Here is an 18,709-nt window from a genome sequence, read left to right on the forward strand (position 1 = left end):
ACACATGGCACACACACTGGAGGCTCGGGTGGACCCCGCAACGCACGGCACCGACGCAGACACCACGATCAGTGCACTCATCGCGCGCTCGAACGCGCTCGGCTCGGATCCGCGGATCACGAACTACGCCGGCGGGAACACCTCGGCGAAGGGCACCGACACCGACCCGGTCACGGGCGAGCCGGTGGAGCTGCTCTGGGTGAAGGGCTCCGGGGGCGACCTCGGCACCCTCACCCCGGCGGGCCTCGCAGTCCTGCGCGTCGACCGCGTCCGTGCCCTCCAGGACATGTACGCATCAGACACAGGCCCGGGGGTGGAGCGCGAGGACGAGATGGTCGCCGCGTTCGACTACACGCTGCACGGCAAGGGCGGTGCTGCCCCGTCCATCGACACGGCGATGCACGCCCTGGTCGACGCCGCGCACGTCGACCACCTGCACCCGGACGCCGGCATCGCCATCGCGACGGCGGCGGACGGACCGGCTCTGACGTCGACGATCTTCGGCGACACGGTGGTGTGGGTGCCGTGGCGCCGACCCGGGTTCCAGCTCGGGCTCGACATCGCCGCGATCAAGCGGGACAACCCGCAGGCGATCGGCACGATCCTCGGCGGCCACGGCATCACGGCTTGGGGCGAGACGAGCGAGGAGGCCGAGGCGAACTCGCGCTGGATCATCGACACCGCCGAGCAGTACATCGCGGAGCACGGGAAGGCCGACCCGTTCGGCGGGACCCGAGCAGGCTTCGAGGCGCTGCCGACCGACGAACGCCACGCACGCGCCGCCGCCCTCGCACCGACGATCCGCGGCATCGCCGGGCGCGACAAGCCGGTGGTGGGGCACGTCACCGACAGCGACGTCGTGCTCGACTTCCTGGCGTCGTCGCGCGCCGAGGAGCTCGCCGCGCTCGGCACGAGCTGCCCCGACCACTTCCTGCGCACCAAGGTGAAGCCCCTCATCCTCGACCTGCCCGCCACCGCGAGCGTCGACGAGCAGACCGCCCGCCTGCACGAACTCCACGAGCAGTACCGCGCGGACTACCAGGCCTACTACGACCGCCACGCGAACCCGGACTCCCCCGCGATCCGCGGTGCCGACCCGCTCATCGTGCTGGTGCCCGGCGTCGGGATGTTCTCGTACGGCAAGGACGCCCAGACCGCCCGCGTCGCCGGCGAGTTCTACGTGAACGCCATCAACGTCATGCGCGGCGCCGAGTCGTTGAGCACCTACGACCCCATCGACGAGGCCGAGAAGTTCCGCATCGAGTACTGGGCCCTCGAAGAGGCGAAGCTGCAGCGGATGCCGGCCCCCAAGAAGCTCGCCACCCGCATCGCCCTGGTCACCGGAGCCGCGAGCGGCATCGGCAAGGCGATCGCGAAGCGCCTGGCCGCCGAGGGTGCCGCGGTCGTCATCGCCGACCTCGACCTGGCGAAGGCGCAAGACGCTGCCGCGGAGATCGGGAACACGGACAGGGCCATCGGCGTCGCGGCGAACGTGACGTCCGCAGCGGAGATCGAGCAGGCCATCCAAGAGACGCTGCTGCACTTCGGCGGCCTCGACCTCGTCGTGAACAACGCCGGACTGTCGCTCAGCAAGAGCCTGCTCGAGACCACCGAACAGGACTGGGACCTGCAGCACGACGTCATGGCGAAGGGGTCGTTCCTGGTGTCCAAGGCGGCGGCGAAGGTCCTCATCGAGCAGGGCCTCGGCGGTGACATCGTGTACATCTCGTCGAAGAACTCGGTGTTCGCCGGTCCGAACAACATCGCGTACTCGGCGACGAAGGCCGACCAGGCGCACCAGGTCCGGTTGTTGGCGGCGGAGCTCGGCGAGCACGGTGTCCGCGTCAACGGGATCAACCCCGACGGCGTCGTCCGTGGCTCGGGGATCTTCGCGAGCGGCTGGGGAGCGAACCGCGCGAAGACCTACGGCATCGAGGAGCAGGACCTCGGCGCGTTCTACGCCCAGCGCACCATCCTCAAGCGCGAGGTCGTGCCCGAGAACGTCGCGAACGCCGTCTACGCCATCTGCACCGACGACTTCTCGCACACGACCGGGTTGCACGTGCCCGTCGACGCGGGTGTCGCCGCCGCGTTCCTGAGGTAGAAGCAGTGTCCACCAGCGGCACCGTCGCCGCCGTCGACCTCGGGGCCACCAGCGGCCGCGTGATCCTCGGGCACGTCGACACCGACGGCGTCCGGATGGAGCACGTCGCCCGGTTCCCGAACGGCCCCGTGACCCTGCACGAGCACGACCGCGAGGCCCTGCACTGGGACGTCGTCGAGCTCCACCGACAGGTGACCGACGGCCTCCGTCAGGCGTTCGCCACGCACCCGGCGATCGTCAGCATCGGCATCGACTCGTGGGCGGTGGACTACGGCCTGCTGCGCGACGGTCGGCTGCTCGGGCTGCCGTACCACTACCGCGACGAGCGGCACGAGGGCGGCGTCGACCGCGTGCACCGACGGATGGACGCGGCCGAGCTGTACGCACGGAACGGCCTGCAGCACCTGCCCTTCAACACGGTGTTCCAGTTCGCTGCCGACCCGTCGCTGCAGCTCGCGCAGCGGGCGCTGCTCGTCCCCGACCTGCTCGGCTACTGGCTCACCGGTGTCGAGGCGGCCGAGCGCACGAACGCGTCGACGACCGGGGTCCTGAACGCGACGACCCGCGGGTGGGACCCGGCGTTGCGGGCTGCTGCGGGCCTCCCGGCCGGCCTCCTGCCCACCCTGCGTGACCCGGGCGACCGACTCGGGCCCCTGCTGCCGTCCGTCGCCGACGCGGTCGGCGGGCAGGCACCCGTCACGCTCGTCGGCTCGCACGACACGGCCTCCGCCGTCGTCGCGGTCCCCGCGACCGAACCGGACTTCGCGTACATCTCCTCCGGCACCTGGTCACTCGTCGGCGTCGAGCTCGACGCACCCGTCCTGTCGGACGCGGCGCGCGACGCGAACTGCACCAACGAGGGCGGGGTCGACGGCCGCGTCCGGTTCCTGAAGAACGTGTCCGGACTGTGGTTGCTCTCCGAGAGCGTCCGCACCTGGGAACGTGACGGCGCGAGCATCGACCTGGAGGCCCTGCTCGCCTCCGCCGCGGCCGTCACGGCCCCGGTCCCCGTCTTCGACCCCGCCGACGAGTCGTTCACGGCGCCCGGCGACATGCCCGCGCGCATCGCCGCCTGGTGCGGCGACCACGGGCTGAGCGCGCCCGCGTCGCGGGCCGAGTTCGTGCGCTCGATCCTCGAGTCGCTGGCCGCCGCGTACGCGGAGACACTTGCGACGATCAGCACCATCACGGGCAAAGACGTCCGACAGGTGCACATCGTCGGCGGCGGATCGCAGAACCGGCTGCTCTGCCAGCTGACGGCCGACCGCACCGGGGTGCCCGTCCTGGCCGGGCCCGTCGAGGCGACGGCACTCGGCAACATCCTGGTGCAGGCGCGGGCAGCCGGACTCGGCGGCCTGCGCGGCGCCTCGCTCGAGGCCCTGCGCGCGACGATCGCCCGCACCGTCGAGCCCGTCCGGTACACCCCGCGGGCCGATCACACCTCCCCACAATCCACACCGAGACGTAGGATGTCTGTATGACCTCGATCGACGACCAGCACCGAGTCGACCCCGCGACCGGGGCTCCGGCAGCGACCCCCGGGGCGCCGTCGACCCGGCGGACACCGATCAAGCGGCAGCTGCCGACCGTGCGTGACCTCGCGCCGCTCATGCAGTTCAAGAAGCCTTCGCTGCCCGGTCGGCGTCAGCGCCTCGAACAGGCCCTGACGATCTGGGACCTGCGCGACATCGCCGCCCGCCGCACGCCGAAGGCCGCGTTCGACTACACCGAGGGCGCCGCCGAGGCCGAGATCTCGCTCGCCCGCGCCCGCCAGGCGTTCGAGGACATCGAGTTCACACCCGCGATCCTGCGTGACGTGTCGTCCGTGGACACGTCACGTTCGGTGTTGGGCGCGCCGGTCGCGTACCCGTTCGGCATCGCCCCCACCGGGTTCACGCGCATGATGCAGACCGAGGGCGAGCGCGCCGGGGCCCAAGCAGCGGGACGCGCGGGCATCCCGTTCTCGCTCTCCACCATGGGCACCACGGCGATCGAAGACGTCCGCGACGCCAACCCGAACGGCCGCAACTGGTTCCAGCTGTACATGTGGAAGGACCGCGAGAAGTCGATGGCGCTGGTCTCCCGCGCCGAGAAGGCCGGGTTCGACACGCTGCTCGTCACCGTGGACGTGCCCGTCGCCGGCGCGCGACTGCGTGACAAGCGCAACGGCTTCTCGATCCCGCCGCAACTGAGCGCCCGGACCGTGCTGAACGCCATCCCGCGGCCGTGGTGGTGGTTCGACTTCCTGACCACCGAGCCACTGGCGTTCGCGTCGCTCGACCGGTGGTCCGGCACCGTCGGGGAGCTCCTCGACCACATGTTCGACCCGACCGTCACCTACGAGGACCTCGCCTGGATCCGCGACCAGTGGAAGGGCAAGGTCGTCGTCAAGGGCGTGCAGTCCCTGGCCGACGCGCGTCGTCTGGCGGACATGGGCGTCGACGGGATCACGCTGTCGAACCACGGCGGACGCCAGCTCGACCGCGCACCCGTGCCGTTCCACCTGCTGCCCTCCGTGGTCAAGGAGGTCGGCATGGACACCGAGGTGCACCTCGACACCGGCATCATGTCGGGCGCGGACATCGTCGCCGCCGTGGCACTCGGTGCGAAGTTCACGATGGTCGGCCGGGCGTACCTGTACGGGCTGATGGCGGGAGGCGAGGCCGGCGTCGACCGGATGATCCAGATCCTGTCGGAGCAGATCGAGCGCACGATGCGGCTGCTCGGGGTCACGTCGCTCGACGAGCTCGAGCCCGGGCACGTGACGCAGCTGCAGCGGTTGCAGCCGGTGCCGCGCGGCTGAGGCTGCGGGCTGGCCCGAGACTCGGGGTGGGCGACGGTTCCCGCGGCTTCGGCCGCGAGCCCGGTCGCCCACCCCGAGTCTCGTGTGCCCGCCGTTCACCGCGTGTTCGAGTGCCGATTCGGGCGATTACCCCCGAACGGGGCACAAATGATGCAAGATGTCCGTGGACGCGTCACCGAACCCCTCGGCATCCTGCCCCCTGGCGCGCCGTCCCCTCCCCGCATCCTGCGCCCGAGCACCACGAGGAGCCCGACATCTCGACCCGAAGCACGTGCACGCCCATGCGCGGCACGACCCCCGCGACCACCACGCCCAACACCCCCACCACCCCCACCACCGAACGGCACACCCGATGAGCCGCCGTCGCGCGATCCTGGCGGCAGCGACCGCCGGTTGCCTGGCACTCGGAGTCCCCACCGCCTCCGCCGCCTCCGCTGACAGCTGGTGGGGTTGGGGCGGACACCGCCACGGGCAGCACGCCCCGGTGACCCCCACTCCCACCCCCTCGGACACTGCGACCCCGGCCCCCTCGGACGACGAGGAGTCGGACGCGACGCCGACGGAGACGCCCGCGCCGACCGCCGAGGCCGCACCGATCGAGGACACCACCCCGACCGAAGCCGCGGAGCCGGAGGCCGAGGCCTCGGCCGAACCGCAGAACGAGGTCGCCGACACCTCCGCTGCGCCGGACGCCTCGTTCGTCGAGGACTTCACCACCGACGCCGTCACCGGCCTCGTCTCGCGGCTCTACCCGCAGTCGTGGCAGCCCTACCCCGACGGCACCTCCGGCATCTACGCGCCGAGCAAGACCGTCTCGGTGCACGACGGCGTCATGGACGTCGCCCTCGGCACCGGAGCGGGGGCGGCCGGCACGTTCGGCTCCTCCGCTGGAGCCTGGGACCACGTCGGCGGCTCGTTCTCCGTCCGCGCCAAGGCGACCGGTGGCGACGGCAACGGCGCGGCGTTCATGCTGTGGCCGACGTCGGGCACCTGGTCCGACGGCGAGATCGACTTCCCCGAGGGCAACTTCGAGGACAGCCCCTCGGCCTTCCACCACTCGATGACCCCGGGCAAGGAAGCCGACCGCGTCCAGATCGGCACCGGTGTCTCGTGGCGCGACTGGCACACCTACACGGTGGACTGGGTGCCCGGAGAGTCGGTCACCTACAGCGTCGACGGCAAGGTCCTCGACACCATCACCCACGACGTGCCGACGACCCCGCACCGCTTCATGTTCCAGGTCGGCAACTGGGGCGACCGGGGCAACCTGCTCATCGACTGGGTCTCCACCACGGAGTGAGCGTTCGGCCCACAGTGAGCAGAAGACGTCGGGTCCCGCACGGGTACCCGACGTCTTCTGCTCACTGGATGAGGACCGCGACGTCAGCGCACGGTCCAGGTTCCGCGCAGGCTGGTCAGCAGCTGCTCGATGTTCCGCAGTGCCCGTCGGGTCTCCCAGACGGAGTACGCGCACATCCCCACGAACAGCGCCAGGATCGCCCACCAGAACGGACTGACCGTCATGGCAGCCCAGACCGAGAAGGCCGCGAAGACGACGACCATGATCGGCACGATGACCCGGTTGTTCCGGTACCGCTTGCGGGTCGACTCGAGCTCGCGGGTCCACACGACGTGGTCGATGTCAGCCGGCAGGTCTCCCGAGCGCACCGCTCGCTGGATCGCGGCAGCACCCTCGGTGCCACCCGCTCGGCGGCGACGGTAGGCGATGAGGAAGCCGAAGAACACCGTCATCAAGACGGCGGAGAAGAGCGATCCGATCGCGCGGGCGGCCAGACCGCCACCGTCGGGGTTCGAAGCAAGACCGATGGCGAAGTACAGTCCGCCGACCAGCACGAACAGGATGGGCAGCAGCGCCGGCAGCGGCAGTCTTCGGAAGCGGTCCACGGTGTCTCCTCATCGAATGTGCGAGTGCTCCTCGGTTCCTCCACCATGCCGACGGCTCCCGGGAGTCGACTGAACCTCCCGCTCGGGTATTAGTTAGGTTAGCCTTACCTACATGGCACGGACGAACATGCAGGCGACCCGTACGAAGCCGGAACGCGTCGAGCTCCTCACCCTGCACGTCGTGCGGACCGAACGGATCTCGCCGTCCTTCATCCGCGTGGTGTTCGGCGGCGACGACCTGAGCCGCTTCACCCACATGGGCTACGACCAGTGGTTCCGTCTGTTCCTGCCGGTGGACGGCCCTGACCTCACGCGGGCCCCGCAGAAGCTCGACACGGTGAGCTACCTGAAGTTCCTGACGGTGGCGAAGGCGAGCCGACCGATCCTCCGCAGCTACACCGTCCGGAGCCTCCGCCGACTGCACCAGGGCGACGAGCTCGACGTCGACTTCGTGGTGCACGGCAGTGGTGACGACCACGCACCGACCGGACCGACCGCGGCCGGGTGGGCGCTCGTCGCACAGCCCGGCGACGTGGCCGGGCTCATCGACGAGGGCATCGGCTTCGACCGGGACGCCCTCGGTCGTCCGATCGTGATCGTCGCGGACGAGAGCGCCCTGCCCGCTGCAGCCGGGATCCTCGAATCGCTCCCCGGTTCGACCAAGGGCACCGCGATCCTCGAGGTCCCGACGGACGCCGACGTGCGGACTGTCGATGCCCCGACCGGCATCGACGTGACGTGGATCACCCGCGAACCCGGTCGACGTCCCGGAGCCGCGGCGCTCGACGCGGTCACCCGATCGTCGGTGAGCCCCGACCACGCTGCCTGGGTCGCCGGCGAGCAGTCCCTCGCCGGCGGAGCGCGACGGCACTGGGTCGGTGCGGGCATCCCGAAGGAGCGGATCGCCTTCACCGGCTACTGGCGAGCGGGCCGGTCCGGCTGACTGCACCCGGGCACCTCCAGCGACTTCGTGAGCAGGAATGGTCGAGTGCCGATTCCCGACCCGACCATTTCTGCTCACGAAGCACGGCGCAGGCGCACGCCGCACGGCCACCGGCGCCGCACGCCTAGGGTGGGCGGGTGATGGACGACGGGCGCGCACGCGCAGCACTGGCGGGGGTCGCGGCGACCGGGTGGGGCGACGCCGAGCCGCTCGTCGAACCGGGCGGCACGGCCAGCCCGCGGCACGCCGCCGTCCTGATGCTCTTCGGCACGCTCGACCGCACCCCCAGCGACCGTCCGGCCGTCGCCGCCGACGTCCAGCGTGACCTGGACGTCCTGCTGCTCGCCCGTGCCACGACCCTGCGCGCGCACCCGGGCGAGGTCGCGTTCCCCGGCGGACGGATCGACCCGGGCGATGCCGACGCCGTCGCCGCAGCCCTCCGCGAAGCGCAGGAGGAGACCGGGCTCGACCCGACGGGCGTCGAGGTCCTCGGCACGCTGCCCGCGGTGCCGCTGGCGTTCTCGAACCACCTGGTGCGCCCGGTGCTGGGGTGGTGGCGCGAGCCGTCCCCGATCCGGGTCGTCGACGAGCGCGAGTCGGCCGCGGTGTTCCGGGTCCCCGTGGCGGACCTGCTCGACCCGGCGAACCGCGGGGTCACGGTGATCCGACGCGGTGGTCAGGAGTGGCGCGGGCCGGGCTTCACCGTCGATGCGGAGCACGGCGACCACGACGACGGCGACCACCACGACGACCACCTGGTGTGGGGGTTCACCGCGATGCTGCTGGATGCGCTGTTCGACCGGCTCGGGTGGACCGAGGACTGGGATCGGGAGCGGGAACTGCCGCTCGATCGTCGACACTGACCCGGTCGACACCGCCCAGCGGGAACGACAGCGGGTCGGCACGGACCGCGTCCACCGCGTGAGCGACGGCCCCGATGACGACGACGTCGCCGCCGAGCGTCGACGCCACCAGGTCGGGCACGGGGTCGAAGTGCCAGCCGCCGAGCAGCGCACGGGCACGGTCGATGACGGCGACCGCAGGCTGGGCGATCGCACCGGCGACCACCACGCGGTCGATGTCGAGCAGGCTGGCGAGCAGGACGCAGACACGGGCCAGTCGGTCGCCGAGGCGGTCGACAATCGCCAGCGCCACGGTGTCGCCGTCCTGCGCCGCGCGGAACACGGCGGAGGCGCCGGCGTCCACCGCGAGCGGACTGCCCGGCCGGACCTCGCCCGCAGCGACGGCCTCGGCGACCAGCGTCCGCGCCGTCGCACCGATGCCGTCCGACGACCCGACGCCCTGGACGATGTCGAGCACGCGCATCTCCCCCGCGCCGCCGTGGGCACCGCGGAGCAGCACACCGTCGACCACGAGGCCGCTGCCGAACCGCTCGCCGGAGAGCAGCGCGGCGAACGAGGCGTCCCCCGAGGACGGCCGCTCGGCGAGCGCGGCGAGGTTCGCGTCGTTCTCGACGACGACGCGGCCGTGCGGGACGGCGCCGGCGAAGCCCGGGTTCATCCGGTCCCAGAAGCCGCCGTCGCCCGGCGATGCCCCGCCGGCGTCGACCGGCGCGGGGATGCCGACGACGGTGACCAGGACGCGAGAGCGGTCGGCTCCGGCCGCGGCGAGCGCGTCGTCCACGGTGTGGGCGAGGACTGCGAGCCGGACGGGGACCTCGAGTCCCGACTCACCGAGTGCCCCTTCGGCGCGCCCGAGCACGGTGCCGCGCAGGTCGGCGACGATGGCGGTGACCCGGTGCTGTCCGGCGTCCACGCCGACGACGACCCCGGCGGCGGTGTCGAGTCCGTAGCGGCGGGCGGGTCGGCCGATCCGGTACTCCCCGGCGGCACGGGCGTCGTCGAGCTCGTGGAGCCAGCCGAGCCGGACGAGTTCCTCGCACGCGGCCAGCACGGTCGAGCGGGTCAGGCCGGTGGCGTCGATGGCCTCGGTCGCGGTGAAGGCGCCCGCGTCGAAGGCGTGCGCGAGCAGTGTCTCGGCGCTCGTTCGACGGGGTGGCGGCATGCGGTGACCTTATCGCGCAACGAGTTCCTTGCGTAATTAGATTTTGTCGCTAGATTTAGTCACGCGGTCGGCATCGGAGCCGATCGCAGGACGGAACGGCAGGGCTGCCGGGTCCGGACGGACGGAGACGACGTGCAACCACACGCCACGACCAGGACGGCGGCATCGGTGAGCCGACGCTCGTTCCTGCTCGGAGCCGGCGGCATCGGAGCGGGCCTCGCGCTCGCCGGGTGCGCCCCGATCGGGTCCTCGAGCGCCAAGCCGGAGACCATCACGTTCTACGTCTCGAAGCCCGAGGTCATCGGGTACTTCGACGGCGTCATCGCGCAGTTCCACGACAGCCAGTCGAAGGTGCGGGTCGTCCGCGACTCGACCTCGAGCATGTCCGCGAACTTCGTCCGGAACCGGCCGCCGGACCTCGGCTGCTGGAACTACAACTTCTCGGTCGTGCCGTTCGTCGAGCACGGAGCCCTGACGGACCTCTCCGACCTGTCGCAGGCCGACACGATCAACCCGGACCTGTGGCCGCTCATGCAGCAGACCGCCGACTACCCGGGTCGCAAGAGCGCGCTGCCGTACTCGGTGACCGCCGCCTCGGTGATCTACAACAAGGCACTGTTCGCCGAGCAGGGGCTCGAGGTGCCGACGACCTGGAGCGAGTTCGCCGATCTCTGCGGGCGCCTGCAGCAGGCCGGCATCGCCCCGATCTACGGGACGTTCAAGGACAACTGGACGATCGCGCAGGGCATGTTCGACTACACGGTCGGTGGTGCGATCGACACCCCGAAGACGTTCGCGGCACTCCGCGACGAAGGAACCAAGGTCGGCAAGGACTCGTCGGTGTCGTTCGAGAAGGACCTCCGGACGCCGATGGAACGCATGACCCAGCTGCGCGCATGGCACCAGGACGGTGCCGCCAGCCGCGGGTACGGCGACGGCAACCTCGCGTTCGCACAGGGCAAGGCCGCGATGTACCTGCAGGGGCCGTGGGCGCTCGGCGAGATCGCCAAGACGAACAAGGACATGGACCTCGGCACCTTCCCGCTGCCCGTCACCGACGACGCCGCGGACAACAAGGTGCGGGTGAACGTCGACCTGGCGCTCTGGATCCCGGAGGCGTCCCGCAAGCAGGAGGCCGCCCGCGAGTTCCTGACGTTCCTGATGCAGTCGAAGGTCAACGACAAGTACAACGCCGACAACAACGGCTTCGGTGTCCGCAAGGACGCTCCCCCGGCGTCGAACCCGGCGCTGACCGGCATGCAGTCGTACTACGACGACGCCGCCTTCTACCTCGGTGCGTCGCAGCTCATCCCCGCCGAGATCCCGGTCGCGAACTACGCGCAGTCGATCGCCTTCGGCGGCGACCCGCAGCGCCAGCTCCGCACCCTCGACGCCGACTGGGCGCGTCTCGCGCTCCGCACGGCCGCGTAAGGAGACGTCCCATGGCAACCACGACCACCGAAGCCATCACGACGGCGGACCGCCGCCGACGTGGCGGAGCCGCCCCGGGCCTCCAGGCCGGACGACGGGCCGGACGACGCAAGCCCCGCGTCGACCCGCTCTTCCTCGCCTTCCTGCTCCCCACCCTGCTGCTCTTCACGCTCGCCATCACGCTGCCGGCCGTGATGGGCATCGTGCTCAGCTTCACGAACTCCGTCGGCTTCGGTGAGTTCCGCTTCATCGGACTCACGAACTACGTCGCGGTGTTCTCCGACCCCGCGATCCTGCAGGCGTACCTGTTCACCCTCGGGTTCTCGCTCGTCACCGTGATCGTCGTCAACGCGGTCGCGTTCCTGCTCGCCATCGCCCTGACCTCGAAGATCCGCGGCAAGATCGCCCTCCGCGCGGTGTTCGTGCTGCCGATGGTCATCTCGGGCATCGTCATCGCGTACGTGTTCTCGTTCCTGTTCGCGAACAGCCTGCCGGCCCTGGCCAGTGCCATCGGATTCGGTCCGCTCGAGCAGAGCATCCTGGCGAACCCCGACCTGGCGTGGGTCGCCATCGTGATCGTCACCGCGTGGCAGGCGATCCCGTCGACGCTCCTCATCTACATCGCAGGGGTGCTGTCCATCCCCGGCGAGGTCTACGAGGCAGCTGCCCTCGACGGCGCGAGCGCGTGGCGGCAGCTGATCTCGATCACCGCACCGCTGACGGCCGGCTACATCCTGATCAACCTGGTGATCGGGTTCAAGAACTTCCTGAACTCGTACGACATCATCGTCGGCCTGACCGACGGTGGCCCAGGCACCTCGACCACGAGCGTCGCGATGTCGATCTTCAAGGGCTTCAACGGCGGCGACTACGCCTACCAGATGGCCAACGCCACGATCTTCTTCGTCATCGCGGTCGTCATCGCCGTGATCCAGCTGCGGGCGACCCGCGGGAAGGCAGCGCTCTGATGACCATCCAGACACCCCTCCGTCCGGGGACGACGAAGACGGGCAGCATCAGATCGGTCGACGCCGACCGGACCGCCGGCCGCCGGGGCGGCCGGTCCAACTGGCCCGTCACCGTCGTCCTCGTGCTCTGCGCGCTCTCGATCCTGGTGCCGCTCTACGTCACCCTGACGATGGCGTTCAAGACGACCGGCCAGGCCGTCGACGGCAACGCGTTCTCGCTGCCGGCTCCGTTCAGCGTCGACGGCTTCGTGCAGGCGTGGGAGCTCACCGACTTCCCGCGGGCGTTCGGCGTCTCGGTGCTCGTCGCCGCGATCACCGTCGTCGGCACGATCCTGCTCGCGTCGTTCACCGCGTTCGCGATCGCCCGGAACTGGGACCGTCGGCTGTTCCGCTGGTCGTTCTTCTACCTGCTCGCCGCGATGTTCCTGCCGTTCCCGGTGCTCGCGCTGTCGCAGGTGAAGCTCACCGGGCTCGCACACCTGGACAACCCGTTCGGCGTCGCGCTGCTGCACGTCATGTTCCAGCTGTCGTTCAGCGTGCTGCTCTTCACCGCGTTCCTGCGGTCGATCCCGGCCGAGCTCGAGGAGAGCGCCCGCATCGACGGCGCGAGCACGGGCCAGGTGTTCTGGCGGCTCGTGTTCCCGCTGCTGGCACCGATGAGCGCCACCGTCGGCATCTTCGCGTTCCTGGCGTCGTGGAACGACTTCGTGATGCCGTCGCTGATCACCTCGGACCCGGCGTTGCAGACCCTGCCGGTGCTGCAGCAGATGTTCCAGACCCAGTTCAGCAACAACTACAACGTCTCGTTCGCCTCGTACCTGATGGCGATGGCCCCGGCGATCATCGTCTACCTCGTGACCCAGCGATGGGTGATGGCCGGTGTGACCCAGGGCGCCATCAAGTGAGCAAGACGACCGACCCGGCCAGCACGACCGACACCACCACGAACCCCACGAACCCCACGAACCACGAAAGGCCCGTCGTGACCGACACCCTCGCCCAGCCCGCCACCACCAGCGCCGACGAGACCTGGTGGCGCCAGGCGAGCGTCTACCAGATCTACCCGCGGTCCTTCGCGGACGCGAACGGCGACGGCATCGGCGACCTGCCCGGCATCACCGAGCGCGTGCCGTACCTGGCGTCGCTCGGTGTCGAGGCCGTCTGGCTCAGCCCGTTCTACCCGTCCGCCCTCGCCGACGGCGGCTACGACGTCGACGACTACCGCGACGTCGACCCGAAGCTCGGCACGCTCGACGACTTCGACCGGATGGTCGAAGCGCTGCACGCCGCCGGCATCCGGGTGATCGTCGACGTCGTGCCGAACCACACGAGCGACCGGCACGAGTGGTTCCGCGAGGCGCTCGCCGCGCCGAAGGGCTCCCCCGCGCGCGACCGGTACGTCTTCCGCGACGGCACCGGACCGTCCGGCGAACAGGCGCCGGCCGACTGGATCTCGATCTTCGGCGGCCCGGCGTGGACCGCGGTCGGCGACGGCCAGTGGTACCTGCACTCCTTCGCCAAGGAGCAGCCCGACCTGAACTGGGCGAACCGCGAGGTCCGCAACGACTTCCTGCACACCCTGCGCTTCTGGTCGGACCGTGGCGTCGACGGTTTCCGCATCGACGTCGCCCACGGGCTCGCGAAGGACCTGCCGTCCGGAGCCCTGCCGACCTGGGCGGAGCTCGCCGAGATCCCGAAGGACGGCTCGCACCCGCTGTGGGACCGCGACGACGTCCACGAGATCTACGCCGAGTGGCGGACCGTGTTCAACGAGTACACCCCGGCGCGCACCGCGGTCGCCGAGGCCTGGGTCGCCGCCGACCGCCGCGCCCGGTACGCCAGCGCCGACGGTCTGGGGCAGGCGTTCAACTTCGACCTGCTCGAGGCCGACTTCGACGCCGGCTCGTTCAAGGAGATCATCGAGTTCAACCTCGGCCTGGCCGAGCAGTCCGGCTCGTCGACCACGTGGGTGTTCTCGAACCACGACGTCGTCCGGCACGCGACCCGCTACGCGCTGCCGGCGCGGAACGGCTCCCCCGACAAGCAGGGCGGCGCGTGGCTGCTCGCCGGCGGCGCGCAGGACGCCCTCGACCGCTCGCTGGGGCTGCGCCGCGCGCAGGCGGCAACCCTGCTCGAGCTGGCGCTGCCCGGCTCCGCCTACCTGTACCAGGGCGAGGAACTCGGCCTGCACGAGGTCGGCGACATCCCCGACGCCGACCGCCAGGACCCCGCGTTCTTCCGGAACCCGGGCGTCGACGTCGGCCGCGACGGCTGCCGTGTCCCGATCCCGTGGACCCGGTCCGGCCCGTCGTTCGGCTTCGGCTCCGCCTCCGCGCACCTGCCGCAGCCGGCGTGGTTCGCGGACGCCAGCGTCGAGGCCGAGGACCCCGACCCCGACTCGACCCTGAACCTGTACCGGAAGGCCCTCGGGCTGCGCGGCCAGCTGCAGTCCGAGGAGCACCTGGAGTGGCTCGAGACCGGCCGCGACGACGTGCTCGCGTTCCGACGCCCGAACGGCTGGACGAGCGTGACGGTGTTCGGTGACGAGCCCTACGAACTCCCCGCCGGCGAGCTGCTGCTCGCCTCGGCACCGGTCGCAGACGGTGCCCTCACGGGCGTGGGGACGGCCTGGTTGCGTTCCTGACGCAGGGTGCGCGTCGTGAACGCGACCAGGTGACGGACGGGAGGCGCGGTGCGGGCAGGCACCGGGCCTCCCGTCCGCCGTGGGGTCACCATCTCGGGCCGCGACCGGCATCCGAGACGTCAGCCGCTGACGGTAGGGTCGCCGCATGAGCGGGGCGACGATCAGCGTGCAGGACTTCGTCATGCGGTTCGGGGACCGGAACGTGGTCGACGGACTGTCGTTCGACGTCGCCGCCGGCGAGACGTTCGGCCTGCTCGGCAGCAACGGCTCCGGCAAGACCACGACGATCCGTGCCCTGCTCGGCATCACCACCCCGACCGCGGGCACCCTGACCATCGACGGCCAGCCCTACCGGCCCGCCACCGGTGGCATCGGGTACCTGCCCGAAGAGCGCGGGCTCTACCGCAAGGAATCCGTCATCGACGTGATGTCCTACTTCGGACGGCTCCGCGGGCTCCGAGGTCCCGAGGCGACGGCCTGGAGCATGGACTACCTGGCACGCGTGGGCCTGGCCGACCGCGCCAAGCTCCGCGTCGACAAGCTCTCCGGCGGGCAGCAGCAGAAGGTGCAGCTCGGCATCACGATCATGGACCGGCCGCGGCTGCTCATCCTCGACGAACCCACGAAGGGCCTCGACCCCGTGAACCGACGGCTGCTGCTCGACCTGGTCGACGAACGGAAGGCCGACGGTGCGACCGTCATCCTCGTGACCCACCACATGGACGAGGTCGAGCGGCTCTGCGACCGGATCCTGCTGCTCAAGGACGGCACCGCTGCCGCCTACGGGTCGATCCCCGACGTGCAGGACGCCTTCGGCGGCGCCGTCGCCCGTGTCGGCCTCGACGGGCCGGTCCCCCGCTCGCCGCTGTACAAGCTCGCGCGGCACGAGGGCCACGTCGCCTACCTCGTGCCGACGTCCGCCGCAGCACCAGACGGTGCCGACATCCTCGCCGCGCTCGTGGCGGACGGTGTCCGCGTCACCGCGTTCGAGATGCGTCGGATCCCGCTCGACGAGATCTTCGTGCAGGTCTACGGCCACGACGCGCTCGCCGCCGCGGGGGCAGCGGCGTGAGCCGCCTCGGGACCGTCGTCCGGTTCGAGTTCGTCCGCGCGGTCAAGAAGCCCGCTTTCTGGATCGGCACGCTCGCGCTGCCGGTCGTCATCGTCATCGTGTCCCTGCTCGTCGGCATCGGACAGGCAGCCGGCACCGACTCGGTCGTCTCGGGATCGTCGGCCACGAAGACCCCGTTCCGCTACGTCGACCACTCCGGGCTGGTGTCCGAGTCCGTCGCGGCGAAGTGGGGCGGGTCGCCGTCCACCGACGCCGACGCCGACCGCGCCGCCGTGCGTTCCGGGGACCTCGACGCCTTCATCTCGTTCCCGTCCTCCCCCTCGACCTCGCCGATCACCGTCGACGCCGCCGACCGCGGCCTGTTCGCGAACGGTGGCTACTCGTCGCTCGCCGAACGGGTGCTCGAGCAGAGCGTCGCCGCGACCGTCGACGACCCCGAGACCGTCGAGCTCCTACGTTCCCCACCGGCCACCGACGTCACGACCTACGCCGACGGGCAGGTCGCGCCGGGTTGGCTGTCGATCGTGCCGCCGTTCCTGTACGTCGCCGCCTTCTTCGGACTCGTCATCCTGCTCGCGGCACGCATGGTGACCGTCGTGGTCGAGGAGAAGGAGAACCGCATCTCCGAGATGATCCTGACCGCCGTCACCGCCGGCGACCTGATCCGCGGCAAGGTGATCGCGATGCTGCTCGTCGGGTTCGTGCAGGTCGGGGTGTTCGTCATCCCGGGGCTGGTCGGGATGCTCGCCGTCCTGCCACTCGTCGCCTCGCAGCTCGGCGGGCTGACGATCGACCCGTGGCGGATGCTCGTCGGTGCGCTGCTGCTCGTCGGCGGCGTGCTGCTGGCGTCCGGGCTGTTCGTCGCCGTCGGTGCCGCGGTGCCGTCGATCAAGGACGCATCAGCGCTGCAGTCCGCGGCGATCTTCGCCCTGATCATCCCGCTCTACGCGGCGTTCTTCGTGATGACCACCCCGACGTCGCCCGTCGCCGCGTTCTTCACGTACTTCCCGACGTTCACGCCCGTCACCGCCATGGTGCGGAACGCCGTCGGCTCGCTGAGCGTCGTCGAGTCAGTGGTCTGCATCGTCGAGGTGTTCGTCGCCGCCGGCCTGCTGCTCTGGTTCGCCGAGTACCTGTTCCGGCACTCGGTCGCGCAGTACGGGTCGAAGGTGACGCTGCGGCAGATCGTGTCGTGGCGGCGGCGGTCGGTCTCCCGCTAGGGACGGCTCTGGGGTTCCCGCTCGGGCTCGCGTACGGTCTGCTGGTGCTCCGCCGATCGCTGGCGCTGCGGCGTCTCGCGCTCGGGAACGTCTGCGTCGAGGTCCCACGACGGCAGCTCGTGCTGCTTCCAGCCCTGCCGGAGCGTCCGGACCGACCGGTCGAACTCCACCATGACGTCGATGTGCGGCCGGACGAGCATCTGGATCTGCAGTCCCTCGTACACCGCGAGCAGCTGCGTGGCCGCCTGGTACGACGGGATCGCCGATTCCTCGGCACCGTTGTCGAAGTCGCGCTGCAGACCGTTGCTGAGCTGCTCGACGTACTCGTCGAAGCGCTTGCGGAACAGCTCGGCGAAGCCGGACTCCGAGCTCGCGACCGTGATCACGCCCGCGAGGACGCGGACGAGCCCCGGGTCGGCGACGTCCTCGGCCAGGGTCAGCCGGACGTGGTCGATCGTGCACGCCGGCGGGGTCTTCCGACGGGTGCCACGCAGCTGCGTCCACCGGTCGTACGTCACCAGCAGCAGCGCTTCCCACGCGGGGAACAACCGCTCCACGGTCTCGAGCGGGATGCCCGCGACCTCGGCCACGACCGAGGCGTCGACCGCGTCGAAGGGGTGCAGCCGGTAGGCGCGGATCGCTCCGCGGACGGTGCGCTCGGCGAGGGACTCATCGTCCTCGACGCGTTCGCCGTGCAGGGGTTCCATCCGACCATCCCATCGTGTGCGGTACCCCATTGTCTCGTCCCAGACCGGGGGCCGTCACATCCACGCCGGGTCGGCGTGGACCGGCTCGGCGTGGGCGGGCCGTTCAGCCGGGTCGTCGGCCGACTCGTCAGCCGACCGTGACGGGGGCTGCCGGGGGCTTCACCCGCTGCTTCGCCCAGACGAAGAAGCCGGTCAGCGTGAAGACGCCGTAGAAGACGTACATGAGACCCGACGCGTAGTACCCGGCCGAGAACAGGAGCGGGACACCGACCAGGTCGACCGCGACCCAGATGAGCCAGAACTCGACCCAGCCCTTCGCCATGCCGTAGGTGGCGAGCAGCGAGCCGACGAAGATCCACGCGTCACTCCACACCGGCTCGTAGGACCCGAGGGCGCGGAACACCGGCGTGAGCAGGGCGGTCCCACCGACCATGCCGACGATCAGCAGGACGCGGGTCCGCCACGATGCCCAATGCGGTTCGATCAGGGTGGACGTGTCGTCGGGGCGGTGGGTCCAGCGGTACCAGCCGTAGATGCTCACGATGATGAACATCACCTGGCGGCCGGCCTGGCCGAGCAGGTTGACGGGGTTCGGGGTGTCGAACAGTGCGCCCATGAAGACGGTGAACAGGAGCGCGTTGCCGACCAGCCCGACGGGCCAGGCCCAGACCTTGCGGCGCATCCCGCCGAGCGCACTGAGCAGCCCGAAGACGTTGCCGATCACCTCGCGCCAGAGCACCGCCTGGTCGCCGATCACGATCTGCGCGTCGAACAGCCAGCGCACGATGCCCATGGGCCCTCCTCGTTTCCGGTCGGTGCAACGGTCGGGGGACGTCCGGCATTCCAGTGATGATCGGGGTACAAACATGTCCTCCACAGGGTGGACA

General features: G+C 70.6%; 16 protein-coding genes. 12 read left to right on the top strand and 4 right to left on the bottom strand.

Annotated elements, in window-relative coordinates:
* The first annotated feature begins 4 nt into the window (after positions 1-4).
* From EDF40_RS06320 to EDF40_RS06335, 4 genes are all read left to right on the top strand, one after another.
* Positions 5-2,104 (top strand): bifunctional aldolase/short-chain dehydrogenase, encoded by a 2,100-nt coding sequence (locus EDF40_RS06320; protein WP_123338732.1) that lies wholly within the window; start codon positions 5-7, stop codon positions 2,102-2,104.
* Positions 2,105-2,109: 5 nt separating this feature from the next.
* Positions 2,110-3,585 carry a rhamnulokinase family protein gene (locus EDF40_RS06325; RefSeq protein WP_123338731.1) on the top strand — a complete coding sequence of 492 codons (1,476 nt, stop codon included), beginning with the start codon at positions 2,110-2,112 and terminating at the stop codon, positions 3,583-3,585.
* A gap of 128 nt (positions 3,586-3,713) precedes the next feature.
* Positions 3,714-4,907: an alpha-hydroxy acid oxidase gene (locus EDF40_RS06330; RefSeq protein ID WP_123339032.1), complete on the top strand. Its 1,194-nt coding sequence runs from the start codon at positions 3,714-3,716 to the stop codon at positions 4,905-4,907.
* A 352-nt stretch (positions 4,908-5,259) separates the two neighbouring features.
* On the top strand, positions 5,260-6,207 hold the full coding sequence (locus tag EDF40_RS06335) for a glycoside hydrolase family 16 protein (RefSeq protein WP_185002831.1): 948 nt from the start codon (positions 5,260-5,262) through the stop codon (positions 6,205-6,207).
* A gap of 83 nt (positions 6,208-6,290) precedes the next feature.
* Here the strand turns inward: EDF40_RS06335 and EDF40_RS06340 are convergent, their stop codons facing one another.
* The gene (locus EDF40_RS06340) at positions 6,291-6,812 is read right to left on the bottom strand and encodes a hypothetical protein (RefSeq protein WP_123338730.1); all 522 of its coding nucleotides are present in this window, start codon (positions 6,810-6,812) and stop codon (positions 6,291-6,293) included.
* A 112-nt stretch (positions 6,813-6,924) separates the two neighbouring features.
* Here EDF40_RS06340 and EDF40_RS06345 point away from each other — a divergent pair, with 112 nt between their 5' ends.
* Together EDF40_RS06345 and EDF40_RS06350 are read left to right on the top strand one after the other, a co-directional pair.
* Entirely contained in the window at positions 6,925-7,755 is an 831-nt protein-coding gene (locus EDF40_RS06345) for a siderophore-interacting protein (protein WP_185002833.1), read from the top strand.
* Between the two features lie 140 nt (positions 7,756-7,895).
* On the top strand, positions 7,896-8,618 hold the full coding sequence (locus tag EDF40_RS06350; RefSeq protein ID WP_123338729.1) for a CoA pyrophosphatase: 723 nt from the start codon (positions 7,896-7,898) through the stop codon (positions 8,616-8,618).
* On the opposite strand, the gene EDF40_RS06355 is transcribed toward EDF40_RS06350, so the two are convergent.
* Positions 8,524-9,780, bottom strand: coding sequence for an ROK family protein (locus EDF40_RS06355; RefSeq protein WP_123338728.1), 1,257 nt, complete (start codon positions 9,778-9,780; stop codon positions 8,524-8,526). The genes EDF40_RS06350 and EDF40_RS06355 overlap by 95 nt on opposite strands.
* Positions 9,781-9,948: 168 nt before the next feature.
* Between EDF40_RS06355 and EDF40_RS06360 the strand changes: the two genes are divergently transcribed.
* The 6 genes from EDF40_RS06360 (at position 9,949) to EDF40_RS06385 (ending at position 17,115) form a co-directional block, all read left to right on the top strand.
* Positions 9,949-11,211, top strand: coding sequence for an ABC transporter substrate-binding protein (locus EDF40_RS06360; RefSeq protein ID WP_260236183.1), 1,263 nt, complete (start codon positions 9,949-9,951; stop codon positions 11,209-11,211).
* Between the two features lie 11 nt (positions 11,212-11,222).
* The gene (locus tag EDF40_RS06365; protein ID WP_185002835.1) at positions 11,223-12,179 is read left to right on the top strand and encodes a carbohydrate ABC transporter permease; all 957 of its coding nucleotides are present in this window, start codon (positions 11,223-11,225) and stop codon (positions 12,177-12,179) included.
* Positions 12,179-13,084: a carbohydrate ABC transporter permease gene (locus EDF40_RS06370; protein ID WP_111084433.1), complete on the top strand. Its 906-nt coding sequence runs from the start codon at positions 12,179-12,181 to the stop codon at positions 13,082-13,084. The genes EDF40_RS06365 and EDF40_RS06370 overlap by 1 nt, the downstream gene beginning before the upstream one ends.
* A 77-nt stretch (positions 13,085-13,161) precedes the next feature.
* Positions 13,162-14,823, top strand: coding sequence for a glycoside hydrolase family 13 protein (locus tag EDF40_RS06375; RefSeq protein ID WP_123339028.1), 1,662 nt, complete (start codon positions 13,162-13,164; stop codon positions 14,821-14,823).
* 145 nt (positions 14,824-14,968) lie between these two features.
* The gene (locus tag EDF40_RS06380) at positions 14,969-15,895 is read left to right on the top strand and encodes an ABC transporter ATP-binding protein (RefSeq protein ID WP_123338726.1); all 927 of its coding nucleotides are present in this window, start codon (positions 14,969-14,971) and stop codon (positions 15,893-15,895) included.
* Positions 15,892-17,115: an ABC transporter permease gene (locus EDF40_RS06385; RefSeq protein ID WP_123338725.1), complete on the top strand. Its 1,224-nt coding sequence runs from the start codon at positions 15,892-15,894 to the stop codon at positions 17,113-17,115. Before EDF40_RS06380 ends, EDF40_RS06385 begins: the two co-directional genes overlap by 4 nt.
* Here EDF40_RS06385 and EDF40_RS06390 read toward each other — a convergent pair.
* The gene (locus EDF40_RS06390; protein WP_123338724.1) at positions 17,112-17,822 is read right to left on the bottom strand and encodes a hypothetical protein; all 711 of its coding nucleotides are present in this window, start codon (positions 17,820-17,822) and stop codon (positions 17,112-17,114) included. The two genes, EDF40_RS06385 and EDF40_RS06390, sit on opposite strands and share 4 nt — an antisense overlap.
* A gap of 127 nt (positions 17,823-17,949) precedes the next feature.
* Positions 17,950-18,615, bottom strand: coding sequence for a nicotinamide riboside transporter PnuC (gene pnuC / locus EDF40_RS06395; RefSeq protein ID WP_123338723.1), 666 nt, complete (start codon positions 18,613-18,615; stop codon positions 17,950-17,952).
* Positions 18,616-18,709: the final 94 nt, after the last annotated feature.

Source organism: Curtobacterium sp. PhB170 (assembly GCF_003752345.1).
Taxonomy (GTDB): domain Bacteria; phylum Actinomycetota; class Actinomycetes; order Actinomycetales; family Microbacteriaceae; genus Curtobacterium.

What these genes read in the sequence shown, in the direction of transcription:
- EDF40_RS06320 (WP_123338732.1), top strand. Translation starts at nt 5, where the DNA reads ATGGCACACACACTGGAGGCTCGGGTGGACCCCGCAACGCACGGCACC.
- EDF40_RS06330 (WP_123339032.1), top strand. Translation starts at nt 3,714, where the DNA reads ATGCAGTTCAAGAAGCCTTCGCTGCCCGGTCGGCGTCAGCGCCTCGAA.
- EDF40_RS06335 (WP_185002831.1), top strand. Translation starts at nt 5,260, where the DNA reads ATGAGCCGCCGTCGCGCGATCCTGGCGGCAGCGACCGCCGGTTGCCTG.
- EDF40_RS06345 (WP_185002833.1), top strand. Translation starts at nt 6,925, where the DNA reads ATGGCACGGACGAACATGCAGGCGACCCGTACGAAGCCGGAACGCGTC.
- EDF40_RS06350 (WP_123338729.1), top strand. Translation starts at nt 7,896, where the DNA reads ATGGACGACGGGCGCGCACGCGCAGCACTGGCGGGGGTCGCGGCGACC.
- EDF40_RS06355 (WP_123338728.1), bottom strand. Translation starts at nt 9,780, where the DNA reads ATGCCGCCACCCCGTCGAACGAGCGCCGAGACACTGCTCGCGCACGCC.
- EDF40_RS06365 (WP_185002835.1), top strand. Translation starts at nt 11,223, where the DNA reads ATGGCAACCACGACCACCGAAGCCATCACGACGGCGGACCGCCGCCGA.
- EDF40_RS06370 (WP_111084433.1), top strand. Translation starts at nt 12,179, where the DNA reads ATGACCATCCAGACACCCCTCCGTCCGGGGACGACGAAGACGGGCAGC.
- EDF40_RS06380 (WP_123338726.1), top strand. Translation starts at nt 14,969, where the DNA reads ATGAGCGGGGCGACGATCAGCGTGCAGGACTTCGTCATGCGGTTCGGG.
- EDF40_RS06390 (WP_123338724.1), bottom strand. Translation starts at nt 17,822, where the DNA reads ATGGAACCCCTGCACGGCGAACGCGTCGAGGACGATGAGTCCCTCGCC.
- pnuC (WP_123338723.1), bottom strand. Translation starts at nt 18,615, where the DNA reads ATGGGCATCGTGCGCTGGCTGTTCGACGCGCAGATCGTGATCGGCGAC.